14 protein-coding genes, 1 pseudogene and 1 riboswitch are annotated in these 17,752 nt (G+C 49.7%); of the genes and pseudogenes, 9 read left to right on the top strand and 6 right to left on the bottom strand.

The window, feature by feature from the left end; translation table 11 throughout:
• Entirely contained in the window at positions 1 to 1,944 is a 1,944-nt protein-coding gene (locus JUB14_RS02445) for a TonB-dependent receptor plug domain-containing protein (RefSeq protein ID WP_310586063.1), read from the bottom strand.
• A 103-nt stretch (positions 1,945 to 2,047) separates the two neighbouring features.
• A riboswitch (cobalamin riboswitch) is annotated at positions 2,048 to 2,268 on the bottom strand.
• Between the two features lie 71 nt (positions 2,269 to 2,339).
• On the opposite strand from JUB14_RS02445, the gene JUB14_RS02440 reads away from it, so the two are divergent.
• Together JUB14_RS02440 and JUB14_RS02435 are read left to right on the top strand one after the other, a co-directional pair.
• The gene (locus tag JUB14_RS02440; RefSeq protein WP_229367486.1) at positions 2,340 to 3,251 is read left to right on the top strand and encodes a DMT family transporter; all 912 of its coding nucleotides are present in this window, start codon (positions 2,340 to 2,342) and stop codon (positions 3,249 to 3,251) included.
• A gap of 196 nt (positions 3,252 to 3,447) precedes the next feature.
• A pseudogene (locus JUB14_RS02435) lies at positions 3,448 to 4,615 on the top strand (S8 family serine peptidase).
• Positions 4,616 to 4,699: 84 nt separating this feature from the next.
• Here the strand turns inward: JUB14_RS02435 and JUB14_RS02430 are convergent.
• Entirely contained in the window at positions 4,700 to 5,068 is a 369-nt protein-coding gene (locus JUB14_RS02430; RefSeq protein ID WP_207504175.1) for a glyoxalase superfamily protein, read from the bottom strand.
• A 54-nt stretch (positions 5,069 to 5,122) separates the two neighbouring features.
• Here JUB14_RS02430 and JUB14_RS02425 point away from each other — a divergent pair, with 54 nt between their 5' ends.
• The 3 genes from JUB14_RS02425 (at position 5,123) to JUB14_RS02415 (ending at position 8,513) form a co-directional block, all read left to right on the top strand.
• Positions 5,123 to 5,464, top strand: coding sequence for an avidin-fold protein (locus tag JUB14_RS02425; RefSeq protein WP_207504174.1), 342 nt, complete (start codon positions 5,123 to 5,125; stop codon positions 5,462 to 5,464).
• A 136-nt stretch (positions 5,465 to 5,600) separates the two neighbouring features.
• Entirely contained in the window at positions 5,601 to 7,886 is a 2,286-nt protein-coding gene (locus JUB14_RS02420; RefSeq protein ID WP_207504173.1) for a PAS domain S-box protein, read from the top strand.
• Between the two features lie 72 nt (positions 7,887 to 7,958).
• Complete coding sequence (locus JUB14_RS02415; RefSeq protein ID WP_207504172.1) at positions 7,959 to 8,513, top strand: thioredoxin family protein; 555 nt, start codon at positions 7,959 to 7,961, stop codon at positions 8,511 to 8,513.
• A 78-nt stretch (positions 8,514 to 8,591) separates the two neighbouring features.
• Here JUB14_RS02415 and prfA read toward each other — a convergent pair whose 3' ends face one another.
• Positions 8,592 to 9,665, bottom strand: a complete 1,074-nt coding sequence (gene prfA / locus JUB14_RS02410; RefSeq protein ID WP_207504171.1) for a peptide chain release factor 1 — start codon at positions 9,663 to 9,665, stop codon at positions 8,592 to 8,594.
• Positions 9,666 to 9,842: 177 nt separating this feature from the next.
• Between prfA and JUB14_RS02405 the strand changes: the two genes are divergently transcribed.
• Complete coding sequence (locus tag JUB14_RS02405; protein WP_207504170.1) at positions 9,843 to 10,421, top strand: hypothetical protein; 579 nt, start codon at positions 9,843 to 9,845, stop codon at positions 10,419 to 10,421.
• 57 nt (positions 10,422 to 10,478) lie between these two features.
• Here JUB14_RS02405 and JUB14_RS02400 read toward each other — a convergent pair whose 3' ends face one another.
• Positions 10,479 to 11,966 carry a xylulokinase gene (locus JUB14_RS02400; protein ID WP_207504169.1) on the bottom strand — a complete coding sequence of 496 codons (1,488 nt, stop codon included), beginning with the start codon at positions 11,964 to 11,966 and terminating at the stop codon, positions 10,479 to 10,481.
• Positions 11,967 to 12,145: 179 nt separating this feature from the next.
• Between JUB14_RS02400 and JUB14_RS02395 the strand changes: the two genes are divergently transcribed.
• The gene (locus tag JUB14_RS02395; protein WP_207504168.1) at positions 12,146 to 12,781 is read left to right on the top strand and encodes an MSMEG_1061 family FMN-dependent PPOX-type flavoprotein; all 636 of its coding nucleotides are present in this window, start codon (positions 12,146 to 12,148) and stop codon (positions 12,779 to 12,781) included.
• A 296-nt stretch (positions 12,782 to 13,077) separates the two neighbouring features.
• Complete coding sequence (locus JUB14_RS02390; RefSeq protein ID WP_207504167.1) at positions 13,078 to 14,292, top strand: glycosyltransferase family 87 protein; 1,215 nt, start codon at positions 13,078 to 13,080, stop codon at positions 14,290 to 14,292.
• Positions 14,293 to 14,298: 6 nt separating this feature from the next.
• Here the strand turns inward: JUB14_RS02390 and JUB14_RS02385 are convergent, their stop codons facing one another.
• Complete coding sequence (locus JUB14_RS02385) at positions 14,299 to 15,369, bottom strand: zinc-binding metallopeptidase family protein (RefSeq protein ID WP_207504166.1); 1,071 nt, start codon at positions 15,367 to 15,369, stop codon at positions 14,299 to 14,301.
• 118 nt (positions 15,370 to 15,487) lie between these two features.
• Positions 15,488 to 16,936: an alanine/glycine:cation symporter family protein gene (locus JUB14_RS02380; RefSeq protein ID WP_207504165.1), complete on the bottom strand. Its 1,449-nt coding sequence runs from the start codon at positions 16,934 to 16,936 to the stop codon at positions 15,488 to 15,490.
• Between the two features lie 209 nt (positions 16,937 to 17,145).
• Here JUB14_RS02380 and JUB14_RS02375 point away from each other — a divergent pair, with 209 nt between their 5' ends.
• Positions 17,146 to 17,739 carry a GNAT family N-acetyltransferase gene (locus JUB14_RS02375; RefSeq protein WP_207504164.1) on the top strand — a complete coding sequence of 198 codons (594 nt, stop codon included), beginning with the start codon at positions 17,146 to 17,148 and terminating at the stop codon, positions 17,737 to 17,739.
• The last annotated feature ends 13 nt before the right edge of the window (positions 17,740 to 17,752 follow it).

Here is a 17,752-nt window from a genome sequence, read left to right as displayed (position 1 = left end):
TTACTTAGAATTGTACGTTAATAAAAGATTAATAGAAAAATGTCGCCCCGGCATGGCGTTGCGCTTTACGTTGAGATAAAAAGTATCCAATACATTGTGTACCTGTCCCTGCAGACGTCCCTGCCAGGTTCCCCACTTAAGGGTAGTCTCCGCCAGCAGGTTGGCCAGTATGTAGCCAGGCAAGTACTTGGTATTATCGAAAGTGTAGTAGCGCCTGCTACCTGCCTGTAGCTGTCCCGTCAGGCGGCTGCGTCCCCGCTGCAGATAGATAGTAAGCGTACCACTATGGATAGGTACATATACAAGTTGCTTGCCAATTATGTCAACCGCATACACATCATATACCCGCTCCTGCGAAGTACGAGTCAGGGCATAGATAGCCCGGCTCCCAGCTGTCAGCTGGCCCCAGCTTCCCTGCCAGCCTGCCTGGGCTTCCAGCCCCCGCGCTACTACCAGCTGCAGGTTCTCGACCCGGTAGTTCCGGTCCGGATTCCAGTAGGTCCAGTCGTCTACGCGGTTGTGGTAGGCGGTGAGGGAGGTGGTAAAGGTATGGATCGCGTTAGGAGAGAGTCTCAGCTCGGCACCGGCTTCCTTGTTCAGTCCGCTCTCCGGGCGGATGTCTGGGTTCCCTAAGTTTTTCCAGTAGCGCTCATTCAGTGTAGGTACCCGGTAGCTACGCCCCACGGAGCCTCTCGCTGTCAGCAGATGCTTAGCACTCTCCGATACAAAGTACTCGGTTCCTACCGAAGGCGTAAACGGAGGGTCGAAGCGGGTCACAAAAGCCTGCCGCAGATTGGCCGATACGAGCCAGCGACGCGTAGCCTGCCAGCGCATCAGCGCGAACAGGTCACCACGGTCTTCCGTAATAACGGGCAATACGTAGCCATCCACCCGGGTGCGGTAGTGTGACCACTCTCCTCCTATACGTAGCGTCAGAGAAGAAGCAGGCTGCCCCAGATTCCACTGAAACTCCCGCTCCAGACGGTTGGCAAAGCGGTCGGTTTCGGAATGACTCATATCGGAGAAGTCGCCCCGGCCAAAGTCAATGATATCGCGAATCCAGGCAGAGCGCAGGGTCCAGGCACCAGCTTCGTACTGTACCATGGTACGTCGGGACTGGGTGCGGGTCAGTTCGCGCGAGCTGAGGTTTTCGGGGGTAAGAGTAAATTGGTTATCCGTCACCCACAGGTGCGCCGATAGCCGATGCCCCTTAGTATTATGAAAGAAAAGGTCCTGTACCAGTCCCTGCTGAGCCGTGGTCGTAGCCTCGAGGGCGTACCCGCGGCGTTGCCGGTCGGGATAGTCATTATTCATCTGCCCGTCGTAGAGCAGCGTTTTTCCGGAAAAGGTCCAGGAATTATTTAGGCGCACGCCGTAGCGGGCTCCCAGTTGTGTCTGCTGATTGGCAAAGCTTCCCTGCTGCCGCCCTGCCATCAGCGATAGCCCTGGCTCGGTCTGTGGAGCACTTCCCAATAGGATACTCCCTCCTACGGCATCGGTACCTACCACACTGGCCGATGAGCCGTACTGCACCGAAAGGCGATCAAAACCAGCTACGGGTATGGTGGAAAAATCGGTCTGCCCCAGGGTAGGCTGGTTGATGTTGATGCCATTCCAGAGGAGAGCGGTATGGTTGGAAGAAGTACCCCGAAAAGATACCGTCGTCAACTGCCCTGGTCCATAATTTCTGAAAGCCAGCGGCGTGGTGAAAGTCAGTAAGTCTGTCAGTGGCTGAAACCGGAACTGCTGTATGGTGATAGAGTCCAGCCGCTGTACCTTCAGCCCCGCCATGAAGCGCTCAGGAGCAGAACCATGTACCGTAACAGCTTCTAACGAAATAGAATCCGCCAGCATGCTACGCTGCGCATAGCCTTGTGGAGCCATCAGTAGTAGAGGTACTACCCACAGCACTAAATATACCCGAACCAGTCGTACGTTATACACGCTAAACAAATCTACTCCGTGGCAGCAACGGGCTACCAGCGGTGGTGAATAAATAAGGAATTAGCTAATTGTACGCTATCGTGGCCTTTCCTCCGAAAACCGTGATTGCGGATTGATCTTGGCAGGTCTCCTGGCTTGTCTCGCTGGCTCCGGCCTTCCCGTCCCCATTGAAAGGGACAGTGGCTATGAGGGTATAGAACCAGCTGTGGTATTAGTGTGAGACTTACAGTTGCGGGGACAGCTCCCGTTTTGCACGGGTATTCCCTATTAAGCCTTGGAAGCCCCTCTGAAGAGGCATCAGGCACCAAAATCTGGGCCAAAGGTACGTAGCGCGGTTGGAAGTACCAAATCCGCAATCAACCGAAATCCATTACCTTTGCCCAAAACCTCTTGTTTTGTCTACTGTACATTCCGACATTCCTACTACCGGTGTTTCCCAAAAAGGCATAGTGTACATGCTGGGAGCGGTGGTATGCTTTGGGGTAGTGGGCGCGATAGCCAAGTGGCTCAGCGCTGACTTTCACACAGTTCAGTTGGTACTGTTCCGTAATATTGTAGGAGTCGTATTTGTCGGAGCCAGTGTTATCAAGCGACCACTTAATCAAAAAGGCGGCCGGCTCGGGCTGCTCATCTTTCGGGGAGTTATAGGTACTCTATCGCTGTACTTATTCTTCTACGCTGTACAAACGCTGGGGCTGGGGGCGGCTACAACCTATCAATATACGTATCCCATATTTCTGGCCCTGCTGTCGTGGCTGGTCGTAGGCGAAACCCTTACCTACCGCGAATGGGCCGCCATTGCAGTGGGACTGGGCGGCGTCCTTTTTGTATTCAGGCCCGACCTGACTATGCCCCTCCGCAACCACGCCATCGGCTTGAGCAACGCCTTGCTGACCTCTATCGCGTACCTGGCTATACGACAACTGAGCCAGTACTACGATACCCGCGCCATTATCCTCTCCTTTATGCTGTCTGGTATCGTGATGCCCATTATCTCCATGATCCTTGGCGCCTACTACCCTGATACCTCTTTTGACTTCCTGCTTGGTACCTTTCACTGGCCTACTTCCGTGGTACAGTGGGTGGCCCTATTCGCCCTGGGACTCATAGCAGTAGGAGGACAGGTATTCCTGACCGAAGCCTTTACCTACGACAAAGCCGGTCGCGTTGCCGCCATTGGTTACTCCAACATTGTATTCTCTTCTATACTGGGCCTGTGGCTGGGCGACCCTTTTCCCGATCTGCCTACGATCATAGGTATCGTATTGATCATCAGCGGAGGGGTCATGGTATCGCTACGGAAGTAGTCTGGATGGTTGCTTCACAGAGGTAGTGTGAGTACTCACCTGCTCCAAATTTTCATTTTCTACATCATTACTACTACCGCTCTGACCGGTTACTAAGTGGCACCTTCTTTTGTAACCAGAAATTGGATTATTGAATAAAAAAATGGTAACTAGAAAATACAAATTCCCTTAATTATCCATCTTAATCAACAGTACAATGAAAAAGAGTATCCTTGCTGCGAGCCTTATCGGCTTGCTTATTGGGTGTAGTCAGCCCTATAGCGATCAAGAGTCCACTCCCGAGCCGAATACGCTTCGCTCTGCCCGTCAGGGAGTAGCTCCTATACCAGGACAGTATGTAGTAGTGTTAAAGGAAGATGCCGCCATCAGAGGCTTAGGTGCCCAGATGAAAGGCAAGGCCCTTGGCCTGCTGAAAAAGCACGGAGCCGACGAAGCCAACCTGGGCTATGTGTATTCAAATGCTATACAAGGCTTTTCAGCCAGGCTTAATCCTGCCCAGCTGCGAGCCCTGTCTGAAGATGGGGCCGTAGCCTACATTGAAGAAGACTATGAGGTCACGATTGTACAGAAAGGTGGTAAGCCCGGTGGCGGTTCTACCCAGCCTGCTCAAACTACCCCCTGGGGTATCACCAAAGTAGGCGGTGCTGGCGACGGTACTGGCAAGACTGCCTGGATTATCGATACCGGTATAGACCTTGATCATGCGGATTTGAATGTAGACCAAATGCGTGGTATGTCAGTATTTACATCGGGCAGAGATAATACGCCTGATGATGGCAACGGCCACGGCACGCACGTAGCGGGTACTGTAGCCGCTCTCAACAACAACATAGGAGTAGTGGGGGTAGCGGCGGGTGCCACAGTAGTACCTGTAAAAGTACTCAGCTCTAGCGGTAGTGGTTCCAACTCAGGCGTTATTGCTGGTGTTGAATATGTAGCAACCAATGCAAAGCCGGGTGACGTTGCTAACATGAGCTTGGGCGGCGGAATTTCAAGCGCTCTGGATAATGCTGTACTTAGTGCGGAAGGGTATTAAGTTTGCCATTGCCGCCGGTAACAGCTCAGCTGATGCTAATACAGCCTCTCCAGCCCGGGTAAATCATACCAATGTCTATACGGTTTCGGCTCATAATTCTGCGGATGCATTCGCTTCTTTCTCAAACTTCGGTAACCCACCTATCGACTATTGTGCACCGGGGGTAAGTATTCTTTCTACCTGGAAAGGCGGAGGCTACAATACCATCAGCGGTACTTCTATGGCTGCTCCACACGTATGTGGTATTCTACTACTGGGCTCAGTTCAAACACGTGGAAGCGTTAATGGTGATCCCGACGGAAAACCAGATCCACTGGCTACGCGTTAAAAGAGAAGATGATTCTGAAAGAGGCTTGCGGGCCTCTTTCATTATTTAAAGCCCCTGTCATCTTCTTCATAAGAGTAAAAACTACTACTCCATCGACTGACTGAACAGGAGCTTATTCCCAAAAGGATCAACTACTTCCATAATGAGAGCATTCCAGAACGCCTGCTCCAGGCCGGGACGATTGTACCGGTATTGTTTGGCTATCAGCAACTGGTGATACTCCTCCAACCCTTCACAATCAACGAATACCTTAGTGCCCGGGGTGCAGTCGCCGTGGTGCTCGGTCAGGTGGAGCATGATCCCGGCGGGATGAGATACCTGCATGTACAGGGGTGCTCCCTCTTCAAATCGATGCTCCCAATCAACATTGAACCCCAGCCAGTCTACGTAGAAGGCGCGAGCCTTGGCTTCATCAAAAATTCTGATCAGAGGTATCGCGTGTTTAACTTTCATAGTAGTATTACGATCATTTTTCCTTAATTTACGTAGGAATCTCCACAACTACTTATGATTCATTACGATCAGAAAACTTTCCGTTCCAGCTCTAATACCGACAATGGTGACGTCGATAGCCAAACCATTTTCTACTATCATCAGCAGGGAGATCTTGTATGGGCTGAATACGCAGGAGGCAGTGTCATAAAAGGCTCACTTATAGCCAAAGCTGACCCACAGGGCATTCTGGATATGCGCTACCACCACCTCAATAGCAGCGGAGAGTTGATGACCGGAGTATGCCGCTCCGTACCTGAGCTCCTGCCCGATGGCCGGATCCGCCTGCACGAAACCTGGCACTGGACCAGTGGCGATGGCTCATCAGGACAATCCGTAGTGGAAGAAAGCCGCTGATACATTGGCATAACTGTACCGTTATATTCTTTACATCGTATCGTGTCGTAAGCGGAGAGAACCTCCAGCCTCATCAAACTATGTGTCAGCTATCGTAGTTGTATATTTTACATAATACTATTTATTTTCGTTTGGCATGAACGACGTTTACGAGTGTTTCTACCTCAACGCTTCGGAAGGAATTATCTCGACGGACGCAGACTTTGTTATAAGTAGTCTGAATCCGGCTGCTATCAGAATATTACACCTTAATCAGGAAGAAGAAGTTATAGGCAGAAGCATTCGGCAGACAATACAGATCCATAGTGTTGAATCCAATGTACTGGAAATATTTCACCTGCTTCAGCAAAGTGGTAACTGGGAAGGCCAAGTCAGCTATCACCTGCCCGATGGCAGCATTATGCTACTTAGCGGTAAATTCTACAACCTTAAACGGAAGGAAGAAGTACACGGCTACAACTTTCATTTCAGCATTATTTCCGATCCGAAGATCATAGGAGAGTCACTCCTCCGTCAGCAGGAGCAGTACAATACGTTTCTGGGTACCCTGGCTGAGGGAATGATTGTACATACTCATACAGATATCATCCTTTGCAATCCGGCTGTTGAGCGTATCCTGGGTATTACAGTTGAGCAGCTCATGGGCCGCGCACCTATCGATCCGCAATGGCGATGTATCCACGAAGACGGCTCTCCGTTTCCTTTCGACACCCATCCTTCCGCTATTACCCTCCAGTCTGGAAAGTCCCTGCGGGGCGTTGTAATGGGCATCTATAAAGCTGATGGCAGCCTTAGCTGGATTAGTATCAACTCAGAGCCGGTTTTTGAACAGGGAGGTAGTATTCCCACCGCCGTAGTAGTATCATTCAGCGATATTACAGAGCTAAAAATAGCGGAACGAGCCATTAAAGATACTGAGCAGCGCTGGCACCTGGCACTGGAAGGTTCCGGCATAGGGGTGTGGGACTGGAAGCCTCAGGTACCCGAAATATACATGTCGCCGCAGCACCGGCAACTGCTGGGACTGGACAGCCATGAAACCCACTCTGACTTCAGCTTCTGGAGTGACCTGATTCATCCGGATGATAAACAGTCCGTATACGAAGCCCTGGAAAAACATATGGCCGGACAGACGCAGAACTACCGGACCGAGCACCGTATCCGTAAAAGAGATGGTAGCTACCGCTGGGTACTGAACCGGGGCAGCGTGGTAGAACGTGATGCCAGCGGACAAGCTATCCGGATGGTAGGTACTACCACTGACATTTCTGAACGTAAGCGTATAGAGAAGGCCGAGAAGAAAACCTCCCAACGCTTTGTTGCCATCTTCAACTCCATGTACCAGTTCATTGGGTTGCTAGAACCCAACGGGGCGCTCATAGAGACAAATCAAGCTGCTCTGGTCTTTGTGGGGGCTACGGCGGAAGAGACCAAAGGAAAACCTTTCTGGCAAGCTCCCTGGTTTGCTTATTCGCCGGAGCTGCAAAAAGAGGTGCGGGAGGATGTTCAGAAAGCCGCAAGAGGCGAATTTGTACGTCGTGAAATAGAGATATCGGGTAAAGATGACCAGCGGATGATCATAGACTTCTCCCTGAAACCCGTGTGGGATGACAAGGGAAATGTTATTCTGCTTATTCCGGAAGGAAGGGATATCACCGGTCTTAAACAAACCGAACAGCTACTCCAGGAGGCGAACGAAAAACTAGCCAGACGAGCCGAGGCCCTGGCTGTATCCAACGCGGAACTGGAGCGCTTTGCCTACGTGGCATCGCACGACCTGCAGGAGCCCCTGCGCACGGTCAACATGTTTCTGGAATTGCTGGAGAGAAAGTACAGCGACCGCCTGGATGAAAACGGACGACGGTACATCACGACCGTTAAGCGCGCTGCGGATCGGATGAAAAACCTGATTCAGGACCTGCTCCAGTACGCACGCCTCGGTAATATCAATACGGAAGTGCGTTCTATCAACTGTAATACCTTGGTCAGCAGCGTAATTGAGGCCTTTCAGAAGACGATCCTTGAAAAAGGCGCGGAGGTAGTTGTCCACGATCTGCCTATGATCAAAGGGGAAGACTCGATGATGTTTGCCCTGTTTCAGAATCTGATCGGTAATGGTCTGAAGTACAACGCCAGCGAGAAGCCGGTGGTGGAAGTAGGTTGTCACGAAGAGACCAGCAACTGGGTCTTCTTTGTGAAGGACAACGGAATTGGTATCGAAGAAGCTTATTTTGAGAAGATATTTGTCATCTTCCAGCGCCTCCACAAGAAGGACGAGTTTTCGGGAACGGGTATCGGACTGGCGATCTGTAAGCGCATCGTAGAGCGCCACCGGGGAAAAATATGGCTGAAATCCAGCTCAGAGGGGACTACCTTTTATTTCACCATCAGCAAAAAGCTTAAGACGCTTGTGAGCCACTAAATGTAATCAGGGCACGTTTCTTGTTTGAAATAAGTTCTGAATAAAAGTTAATCAACAAGATCCTCATCCGTTATGAAACGACAAGCTACCCTGGCTGTACTGGCCAGTATACTATTTACTTCGCTGCTGGCGCTGCGCCCTGATACTACTTCGCCCAAAGCCGACAAGGTGCAGTGGCTGACCATGGAGCAGGCGTACGCCCGTATGCAGAAAGAGCCCCGCAAGATCCTGGTGGATGTGTATACCGACTGGTGCGGCTGGTGCAAGGTGATGGATCGCGAAACCTACTCTAACGCCAAAGTGGCTGAGTATATTAATAAGAACTACTACCCCGTAAAGTTCAACGCCGAGCAGCGCGAGCCCGTTACTCTGGGGCAGCAGAAATTTGTGTATGTATCACAGGGCAAAAGCGGGGTACACCAGCTGGCCCTGAGCCTGACCAACAACCAGCCCAGCTACCCTACGACGGTTTTCCTGGATGAAAAAATGCAGATGATCCAGCCGCTACCAGGCTACCTTAAAACAAAGGAATTTCACGAGGTCATTACCTTCATTGGCGATAATCACTATCAGAAGGTACCTTTCGACAAGTACAAAGCCGAGACCTATCCGAAGCTGTACAAGTAACAAAGGCTATAAGAAACAGATAAGCCCCTGCCGCATGTGCGGCAGGGGCTCTTTTTATATTGAAAGCTAAGACCTGACTTATACAGCCTCTCCCTCCTGCATACGCTCGGCGTTTTCGGCTATGCGTAACTGATCGATAAAGTCGCCAATATCCCCCTCCATAACAGTTGGCAGGTTATGAACTGTATAGCCAATGCGGTGATCTGTTACGCGGCTTTGAGGATAGTTGTAGGTACGGATCTTATCGGAACGGTCGCCACTTCCTATCATCGACTTACGGTGTGAACTAATGGCGTCATTCTGCTTTTTAAGTTCAATTTCGTACAGACGTGAGCGCAGTACGCCCAGGGCTTTATCCTTGTTCTTAAGCTGCGAACGCTCATCCTGACAGCTCACAACCAAGCCCGATGGAATGTGCGTGAGTCGAACCGCCGAATACGTAGTGTTTACGGACTGTCCACCCGCTCCGGATGAGTTGAAGGTATCTACCCGGACATCGTTCATATTAATTTCCACATCTACCTCTTCGGCCTCAGGCAGCACCGCTACCGTGGCTGCTGACGTATGAATACGTCCCTGTGACTCTGTAGCCGGTACCCGCTGCACACGATGTACACCCGATTCAAATTTAAGTTTACCGTATACGTCTTCCCCTTCTACCTTACTTATAATTTCCTTGTAGCCCCCGTTGGTACCTTCGGTATAGTCCATCACTGATAGCCTCCAGCCCATCTGCTCGCAGAAGCGCTGGTACATCCGGAACAGATCGCCCGCAAATATAGCCGCTTCGTCCCCACCGGTACCTCCTCTTATTTCCAGAATGATGTTGCGGCTGTCGTTGGGATCTTTAGGAATCAGCATATCCTTCAGCGCCGCTTCCATTACTTCCTTCTGCGGCTGCAGCTCATTGAGCTCCTCTTTTGCCATTTCACGCAGATCCTCGTCCTTTTCAGTTGAGATGAGTTCTTTGGCTCCTGCTATATCTTTTAGCAGTTTTTGATAAGCCTGGTATTGTACTACTATTTTTTCCAGGTCTTTATACTCTTTACTCAACTTGGAATAACGCTTGGCGTCCGAAACAACTTCGGGCTGTATAATTTGCTGCGATACTTCTTCAAATCGCTCTTTTAATGCTTCTAATTTATCTTGCATAGTCCTTGAATATCATTTCCTGTCTATCAGGCAATGCCACCTGAGCGGCACCGCAAAGATACGTAATTTACAGTGATGTACCTGTGTGGGTACTGATATACTATATGAACTCCATTAGGATATATATCGTTTCGTTTACGAGATTTACACCGGCTTTACTACTTACACTTACTAACTATGACCCGATATTTCTATATACTTCTGCTACTGATCGTTACAAGCTGTAACATAGAGAACCGCGTAGGCAATACCAAGGAACTTAGTGAGGAAATCAGGAATTCGAAGATCAAACGGATTACTGACGTGCAGTTGATTTCGACTGTGGACCAATGGGGACGACAGATCGCAGCTATTTCGCAGAAGGCCCTGACCGACTCCCTTACCAGCAATCCTGAAAAAGCCGCCGAACTGTGTGGAAGTAACTTACAGCAGTTACCGGTACTGGCTGCCCTCAAAAAAGAGTATGGTGTACAGGTACAGTTGCTTGGCCTGGATGATATAAAGAATCCGGCCTATACGGCCAAGGAGCGGGAGCTGCTCGACGCCTACCTCTACAATACCGAAAAGAACCTCCCCCAGTCGGACAATATCCAGCGCCTCAACGATACTCTGTTTGTATACAATTCACCCGTTCCGGCCGATAATATTATTAGTAAGTCTTGCTACAATCAGCAGGCTATACCCTTTGCGGTATGGCGGATTCTTTTCAACAAGAAAGACGTCATCCGTAAGATTGACGTCAAGAAGCTGAACTAACAGAATCTGAATAGACTATATTGCAAGAGAGGCAGCCTTAGGGCTGCCTCTTCTTTTTTATCTCTTACCTTCTTCCAGAGCGGCCGTCCATCGGGCAAATGCCTCCCGGGTAGCCACCTGCCGGGACGCATCCGGCTCAATGGTCTGCACGGCGGTAAGCCCGGTGAAGGCATCTTCACGGCTCTTGTAGTAGCCTACCCCCAGGCCAGCCGCCCGGGCTGCGCCCTGCGCTCCGTCGGTATTGTATAGTTCTATGGTAGCTCCCGATACGTTAGCGAAGGTTTCACGGAAGATCGGGCTCAGGAACATGTTAGCTTCTCCGGCCCGTACCCGCTTCAGCGACACCCCAAGGGTTTCCATCACGCGCATCCCGTAGTACAGTGCAAATACAATTCCCTCCTGCGAAGCTCTGATCCAGTGGTTCATGCCGTGGCGATTGAACTGTAATCCCCGGAAGGCAGCTCCCAAGTCTTTATTTTCCAGCTCACGCTCGGCTCCGTTTCCGAAAGGCAGGCACACCAGCCCGTCGGCACCGATAGGGGCCTGCGCGGCCAGTTCGTTCATTTTGGAGTAGGATATAGTACCCTGCAGCAGCGTATTGCGGAGCCAGCTATTGAGGATACCGGTACCATTCACGCACAGGAGTACCCCATAGCGTGGGCTGCCCAGCATATGGTTGACGTGCAGGAAGGTATTAACCCGTGACTTGGAGTCATATTTGGTCTGGTCGCTTACCCCGTATACTACCCCCGAAGTACCAGCCGTAGCGGCTACTTCACCGGGCTCGAGTACGTTAAGCGAAAAAGCATTGTTGGGTTGGTCACCGGCGCGGTATGCAACGGGAGTACCGGCAGCCAGTCCGAGTGCTTCGGCGGCCTCAGCCGTTAGTTCGCCCTGGTTGCTGAAGGTAGGTACTACGGTAGGAATCATATCAGTACTGAAACCGAAGTAGTCCAGCAGGAAGCCGGCAGGCTGCTCATCCAGAAAATCCCAGAGTACTCCTTCTGACAGACCCGATGGTGTAGTCACGACCTCACCGGTCATACGAGCCGCCAGGTAGTCGCCGGGAAGCATAAACTTATGGACTTTGGCGTAGATGTCAGGTTCATTTTCCTTGACCCAGGCCAGCTTGGAAGCCGTAAAGTTACCGGGCGAATTGAGCAAGTGCGGCAGTACTACCTCCGCGCCCAGGTCCTGAAATGCCTTATTGCCTATGCCCACGGCCCGGCTATCACACCAGATGATGGAGGGACGCAGTACATTCAAGTCTTTATCCACTACTACCAGGCCGTGCATCTGGTAGGATATACCAATGGCTTTTACCTCTTCGGCCGGTACCATAGCCTTCTGCATCACTGCCTGCGACGCCAGACAGGCATTTTTCCACCACTGATCGGGATGCTGCTCAGCAAATCCGGGCTGGGGTGACGACAGAGCCATTTCGGTCTCAGGGTAAAATGCCGAGGCCACGGTTGTTCCCGTGTCAGCATCGAGGAGGCAGGCTTTTACGGACGAGCTACCAACGTCAAAACCAATAAAATACATAGTAATGGGGATTATAGGAACATGGAGAGCAAAGGTACAACCCTGGCGGGCCATAATGCAAATGAGGACCAGAACAACAGCTACTGAATAGCAGGATTATTAACCGCCTTGGATATTTTGGTTATTCATCTATTTTTGAGAGCGATATAGCAGGAAAACATCAAATTAGTAAGGAAGGTATGAAACCAGATAAGTTTGAAGACGTGGTAGCATCCAGGGATGAACTACACTCACTACTCGGAGTACCCAGTGAGGTAGTCAGGAATAAAGTGATTTCCTATATAGATACGCACTGTCAGGAATTTATTTCTAGGTCTCCCATGCTCTTTGTTGCTACAAGTGACGCATCTGGACGCTGTGATGTTTCGCCACGCGGAGATAAAGCTGGTTTTGTACTAGTACTGGACGAAAAAAGGTTGGTCATACCTGAGCGCCCCGGCAATAAAAGATTTGACACCTTAGGCAACATTATAGATAACCCACAGGTCGGTTTGATATTTATAATTCCAGGGCTTGAAGAGACCTTAAGAGTCAACGGTAAAGCAAAAGTTATCAAAGACAAGGGAATCATGGCGCTGCTTGAATCCCATGGTACTATTCCCACCGTTGGTATAGGTATAGAAGTGGAAGAATGCTATATCCATTGCGCTAAATCGTTTAAACGTGCGCAGCTTTGGGACTCTTCCAGCTGGTTAGAAAAGGATCGTCTTCCCAAACCGGCATCTATTCTGGCAGCTCATATCAAAGATCCAAAACTTACCGAAGCCCAAATCTCTACTGCCTTAAAGGAAAGCTATGAAAAGCGCCTGTACTAGGCGCTGATTCTCAAGGTACCTTTCAAGGTGGTTTATTTTGTTACCATTGATATTCAGCCGTATCCTGTACGGCTCTCCTGCCTCATTTATTCCTATACTCCTAGTTACCTATTAGTACTTCTGCCCCCTCTCCTGCTTTCAAATTTGAATAAATAGTAACTACCGGTAAATAAAATTCAGCCATTTAACTAAGACATTACGTACTACCTGAATAGTTTTGAGCAGAAAAAGAGTAATATCCACTCGCTCTTCGTAATACTTCTGCATATTAACGAAGAGTGATTATAAAAGGTAGAATGAAAGACTGGGCTACAAAAGCTTTATCAAACCAAAGGAGCCTTCTAATACTATACATCACCATTGCCTTAGCCGCAAGTATACAAGCCCTCCTATCCGGGACAAAAACATTTGATGATAGTGGCACCCACTATACCTCATACAACAATTACAGGATTTTCGAGCAGTCGTTTTATCACTTACTAAACAATCAGGACCTATATATTCTGTACCCCCAGGAGCATTGGGACCTATATAAATACACCCCTACTTTTTCTGCCTTGTTCGGCTTGTTTGCCCTGTTTCCTGATTGGGCGGGCCTGAGCCTGTGGAACCTGGCGAATGTACTCGTCTTACTCTTTGCGGTATATCGCTTACCTCACCTACGTGATGTTGAAAAGGGACTGCTACTAGTCATTGTCCTGCTTGAGTTACTGACATCCATCCAAAACTCGCAGTCAAATGGATTGATAGCGGGGTTACTAGTGTTAGCCTTTGGCCTATTGGAAGACAAGAAGTACCTGTGGGCTACCTTATGCATTGTCTTCTCGGCCTTCATCAAACTCTTCGGAGTAGTAGGATTTGCCCTGTTTCTCTTCTATCCCAGGAAGGAAAAACTAGCCCTCTATACTTCCCTGTGGGCCGTAGTCCTCTTTCTGATTCCGCTGGCCTTTGTAAGCTATGAGCAGTACATCAGGTTATTCCAGAGCTACTGGAATATGCTTTCCCACGACCACTCCAGTTCGTACGGCTACTCAGTAATGGGTTGGTGGAATAGCTGGTTCGGTATGGAGGTAAATAAAAATCTTATTGTTTTAGTGGGGGTACTCCTATTCCTGCTTCCCCTGATCAGGTACCGGGAATACCAGAACTACACATTCAGGTACCTGGCACTCTGCTCTATCCTGATCTGGATCGTGATATTCAATCATAAAGCAGAGTCGCCCACGTTCATTATCGCCATGACAGGGGTGGCCCTGTGGTTTGTTACCGCTAAAAAGGATACGCTGACTATTATTCTATTTGCATGTGCCTTTGTGCTGACCACTTTGTCTCCTACCGATGTTTTTCCCAGGTACCTGCGCGAAGAGTTCGTAGTACCTTACACACTTAAAGCCTTTCCTTGTATCCTGGTGTGGGTAAAGGTAGTCTATGACATGATCGTGTTGAAAAAAGACTGTCTAACAGAAAGGACTTATCCACAACAACACCCGCTTCAGGCAGCCAGGCCCTAATGAGTATCACTTCTTCTTCCTATTCTTCTTAATCAACCGATGGATAAAGCGCAACTTATCTACCACCGGGGGTGTGTAGGTTTCGGGTAGTAGGTCGGGAAGGCCCATGGAGCGATTTACTTCATTGACTCTGATACTCAGGTCCACGCAGCGGACCAGCAATTCGTCCAGTTGCGTATTCGGCAGGTCTTCACCGGGTAGTTCCAGCAGTTCAGTGTTGTCAGCCGTATCCAGTACGGCGATCATATCCATATAGGCGCCCCAGGTCTCGGCGAAGTCTTCCCAGGAGTGCATGGTCGCATAGGCACTGATGTAGCTCTCCTGCCAGTTGGGCTTAGGGCCATTTTTGTAGTAATAGTCAAGAGCCTCACTGTACGTGGGTGATTCATGATCACCAAACAGCGCCTTATAGGCTTCTTCATCCTTGCCCTGTACCAGTAGTTGCCAATAGTAATGCCCGACCTCGTGCCGAAAATGCCCGATCAGGGTACGCTGGGTTTCGCCAAAGGCTACGCGTTGCTTTTCACGCTCTACCGAATCGGCTTCCCGAAGGTTGATGGTGATCTTGCCGTTGGCGTGGCCGGTAAATACTTTTTCACCTTTCCTGACGTTGCCCCGCCCCTCTTTAACAGGCTCGATGTCTTCCTTGAAGTCGAAAGACAAGGGTAGTTTGAAGGGTTCCCCTTTGGAGCCATAGGGCAGGCCCAGTTGGTCAAGCAGGTACAGCAGGCGCCTCTTGGCTACTTCCAGTTCGTACCATTTGGCCCGATTCCCCTCCACCGACAGGTCAGGGATGGTCTCCGTGAGCTGACAGTAATCGCACAACGGCAGCTGCGTTGGTAGCTGACCGGGATTTTCTACCATGCGGTTGCAGACATAGTGGGTAGCGTAGTTGAAGCATTTGATTACGCTGGACCGGCACTCGGGATTGGTGCATCGGTACCCGCCCGCTCCATCGGGCTCCATGGCGTGCATCCCCTTACAAACCGGACACCAGCCCACCTCCCGCTTACAGGACAGGCACACCGAGTTCTCAAAAAACAGCTTATTGCCGCAGGTGCAGCGAAATATTTTCATTTTGAAACTATTATTAAATAAAAATGGCAGATGTGACGCTACATCTGCCATTTAACAAGGCTTATCAGGATATGTTTGCGGAAGAATGTTGCCCCCTTCAAACCTAGAGTCACTAGTACTATACTACGTTCTTTTCTTTCTCCACGGTAGTCCACTCTACTGAGCCTTTAATACCCAATCGCTCCGGATCAAATACAGGATCTACACCCGCTTTTAGCTGGGTTTGGTAGTCTTTGAGCGCCAGTAGAGCGGGTTTCCTAAGTAGTATGATAGCAATGATGTTCAACCAGGCCACCAGACCTACTCCCATATCACCCAATGCCCAGGCCGCTTCGGCCGTTTTTATGGAGCCATAAAATACCGCTCCCAGCAGCAGCAGGCGCATCACGGTCAACTTCCAGCCCATAGTACTTTCTTTTACCAGAAAACTCAGGTTGGTTTCGGCTATGTAGTAGTAGGCTACAATGGTGGTAAGGGCAAAAAGGAATAAGGAAATGGCAATGAAGCCCGGTCCCAGGCTGGGAAAGTGGATACTGACGGCATTCTGAGTATAGCCGGTTCCGGCGGGTACTCCGGCCATATTCTCTACCAGAAAACCTCCTTCGGGATTGACGACATTATACTGGTCCGTAAAGAGGATCATCAGCCCCGTGGCCGTACATACAAACAGCGTATCGATATAGACAGAAAAGGCCTGGATCAGCCCTTGCTTGGCCGGGTAGGAGGCCTCCGCGGCGGCGGCAGCGTGCGGAGCAGTACCTAATCCAGCTTCATTGGAGTAGATCCCCCGCTTGACACCCCATGATATAGCCATACCGAATATACCCGCGAAGGCTGGTTCCAAATCAAAAGCAGAACGAATGATCAGACCAAATACTTCGGGTACTTCATTGATGTTGATCAGGATAATGACAACTGCCATCAGGATGTAGGCAAAGGCCATAAACGGAACAATGATCTCAGCTGTTTTGCTGATTCGCTTTACCCCACCGAATATGATCAAAGCCACCAGTATGGTAACTGCCACGCCTGTATATATGGCCGGAATGTTAAAAGCATTCTCCATGCTGGAAGCGATGGTGTTGCTCTGAACGCCGGGAAAGAAGGCCGCTGAACTAACCGCCGTCACGACAGCAAACAGCGTAGCGTACCACTTAATACCCAACCCTTTGTCGATATAGAAAGCCGGGCCGCCCCGGTACTGCCCGTCCTTCACCTCTTTGTAGATCTGAGCCAGGACCGCCTCTACAAACGCGGAGGCACTACCCAGAAAGGCTACGATCCACATCCAGAATATAGCACCGGGCCCGCCCATGGCAATGGCCGTAGCTACGCCAGCTATATTACCGGTTCCAACCCGACCGGCCACCGCCAGTGAAAAAGCCTGAAATGAACTGACTCCTTTTTGTGATGACTTGCCTCCAAATAACAGTTTCACCATTTGTCCCACATAGCGGAGCTGTAAAAAACGCGTAAGTACTGAAAAGTAGATCCCCGTTCCCAGACACAAAATAATCAGAGCATTGCTCCAGATTATTCCATTGATTGCATTGATTAGTTGTTCCATCAAAAAAGTTACTCTAAAAAATAGAAATGGAGCCAGCCTGCTGTAAGCCACTCAACGCTATCCACCGGCTGCTTCCTGGCTGCAAATATGCATGCTACACCAGCCCCACGGCTAGTTACTTATTAAATTTCTTCACAAATCGCCTTAGTATTACTCTTCCTTTGGCTCGTCATATCATTCATGCTATTGTTTGTAAACCCGAATCAACCATGGAACAATTCCCAACGATAGAAACAGAAAGACTGATGCTGACCGAACTTAGAGCAGATGATATTCCTTCTATTGTGAAGTATGCGGCGAATGAGCGTATAACTGCCTATACCCTCAATATACCTTCTCCGTACACTGAAAAAGATGCTATCTACTGGATAAATCAGGCGAATCAGGGCTTCAGGAGTGGTACACACCTGTATTTCGGAGTCAGAGAAAAGCCACAAACTGAATTTATAGGTGGCATCGGATTGACCATAGAGAGCCGGTTCAGAAGGGCTGAAATCGGGTACTGGCTTGCAGAACCCTTTTGGAACAAAGGGTACACAACAGAAGCGACCCAATCACTCATACATTTTGGTTTTGACACATTGGGATTGAATAAGGTAACATCATGTCATCTGGATCAGAATCCGGCTTCCGGTAGAGTGATGGTAAAATGTGGAATGACCAAGGAGGGTGAATTAAAGGAGCATATACTGAAAGGTGCTACTTACTATTCATTGATCTTATATGGACTTACGAAGCGCGACTACGAGCCGAATACTGGCAAATATAACACAACCGATATAAGGACACCCCCTACATTGTAAACCTGGACAACGG

The organism is Telluribacter humicola (genome assembly GCF_017355935.1).
In the GTDB taxonomy this organism is placed as follows: Bacteria; Bacteroidota; Bacteroidia; order Cytophagales; family Spirosomataceae; genus Telluribacter; species Telluribacter humicola.
The sequence above is the reverse complement of the archived record's forward strand: the minus strand, read 5'-3'. Positions and strand labels throughout refer to the sequence as shown.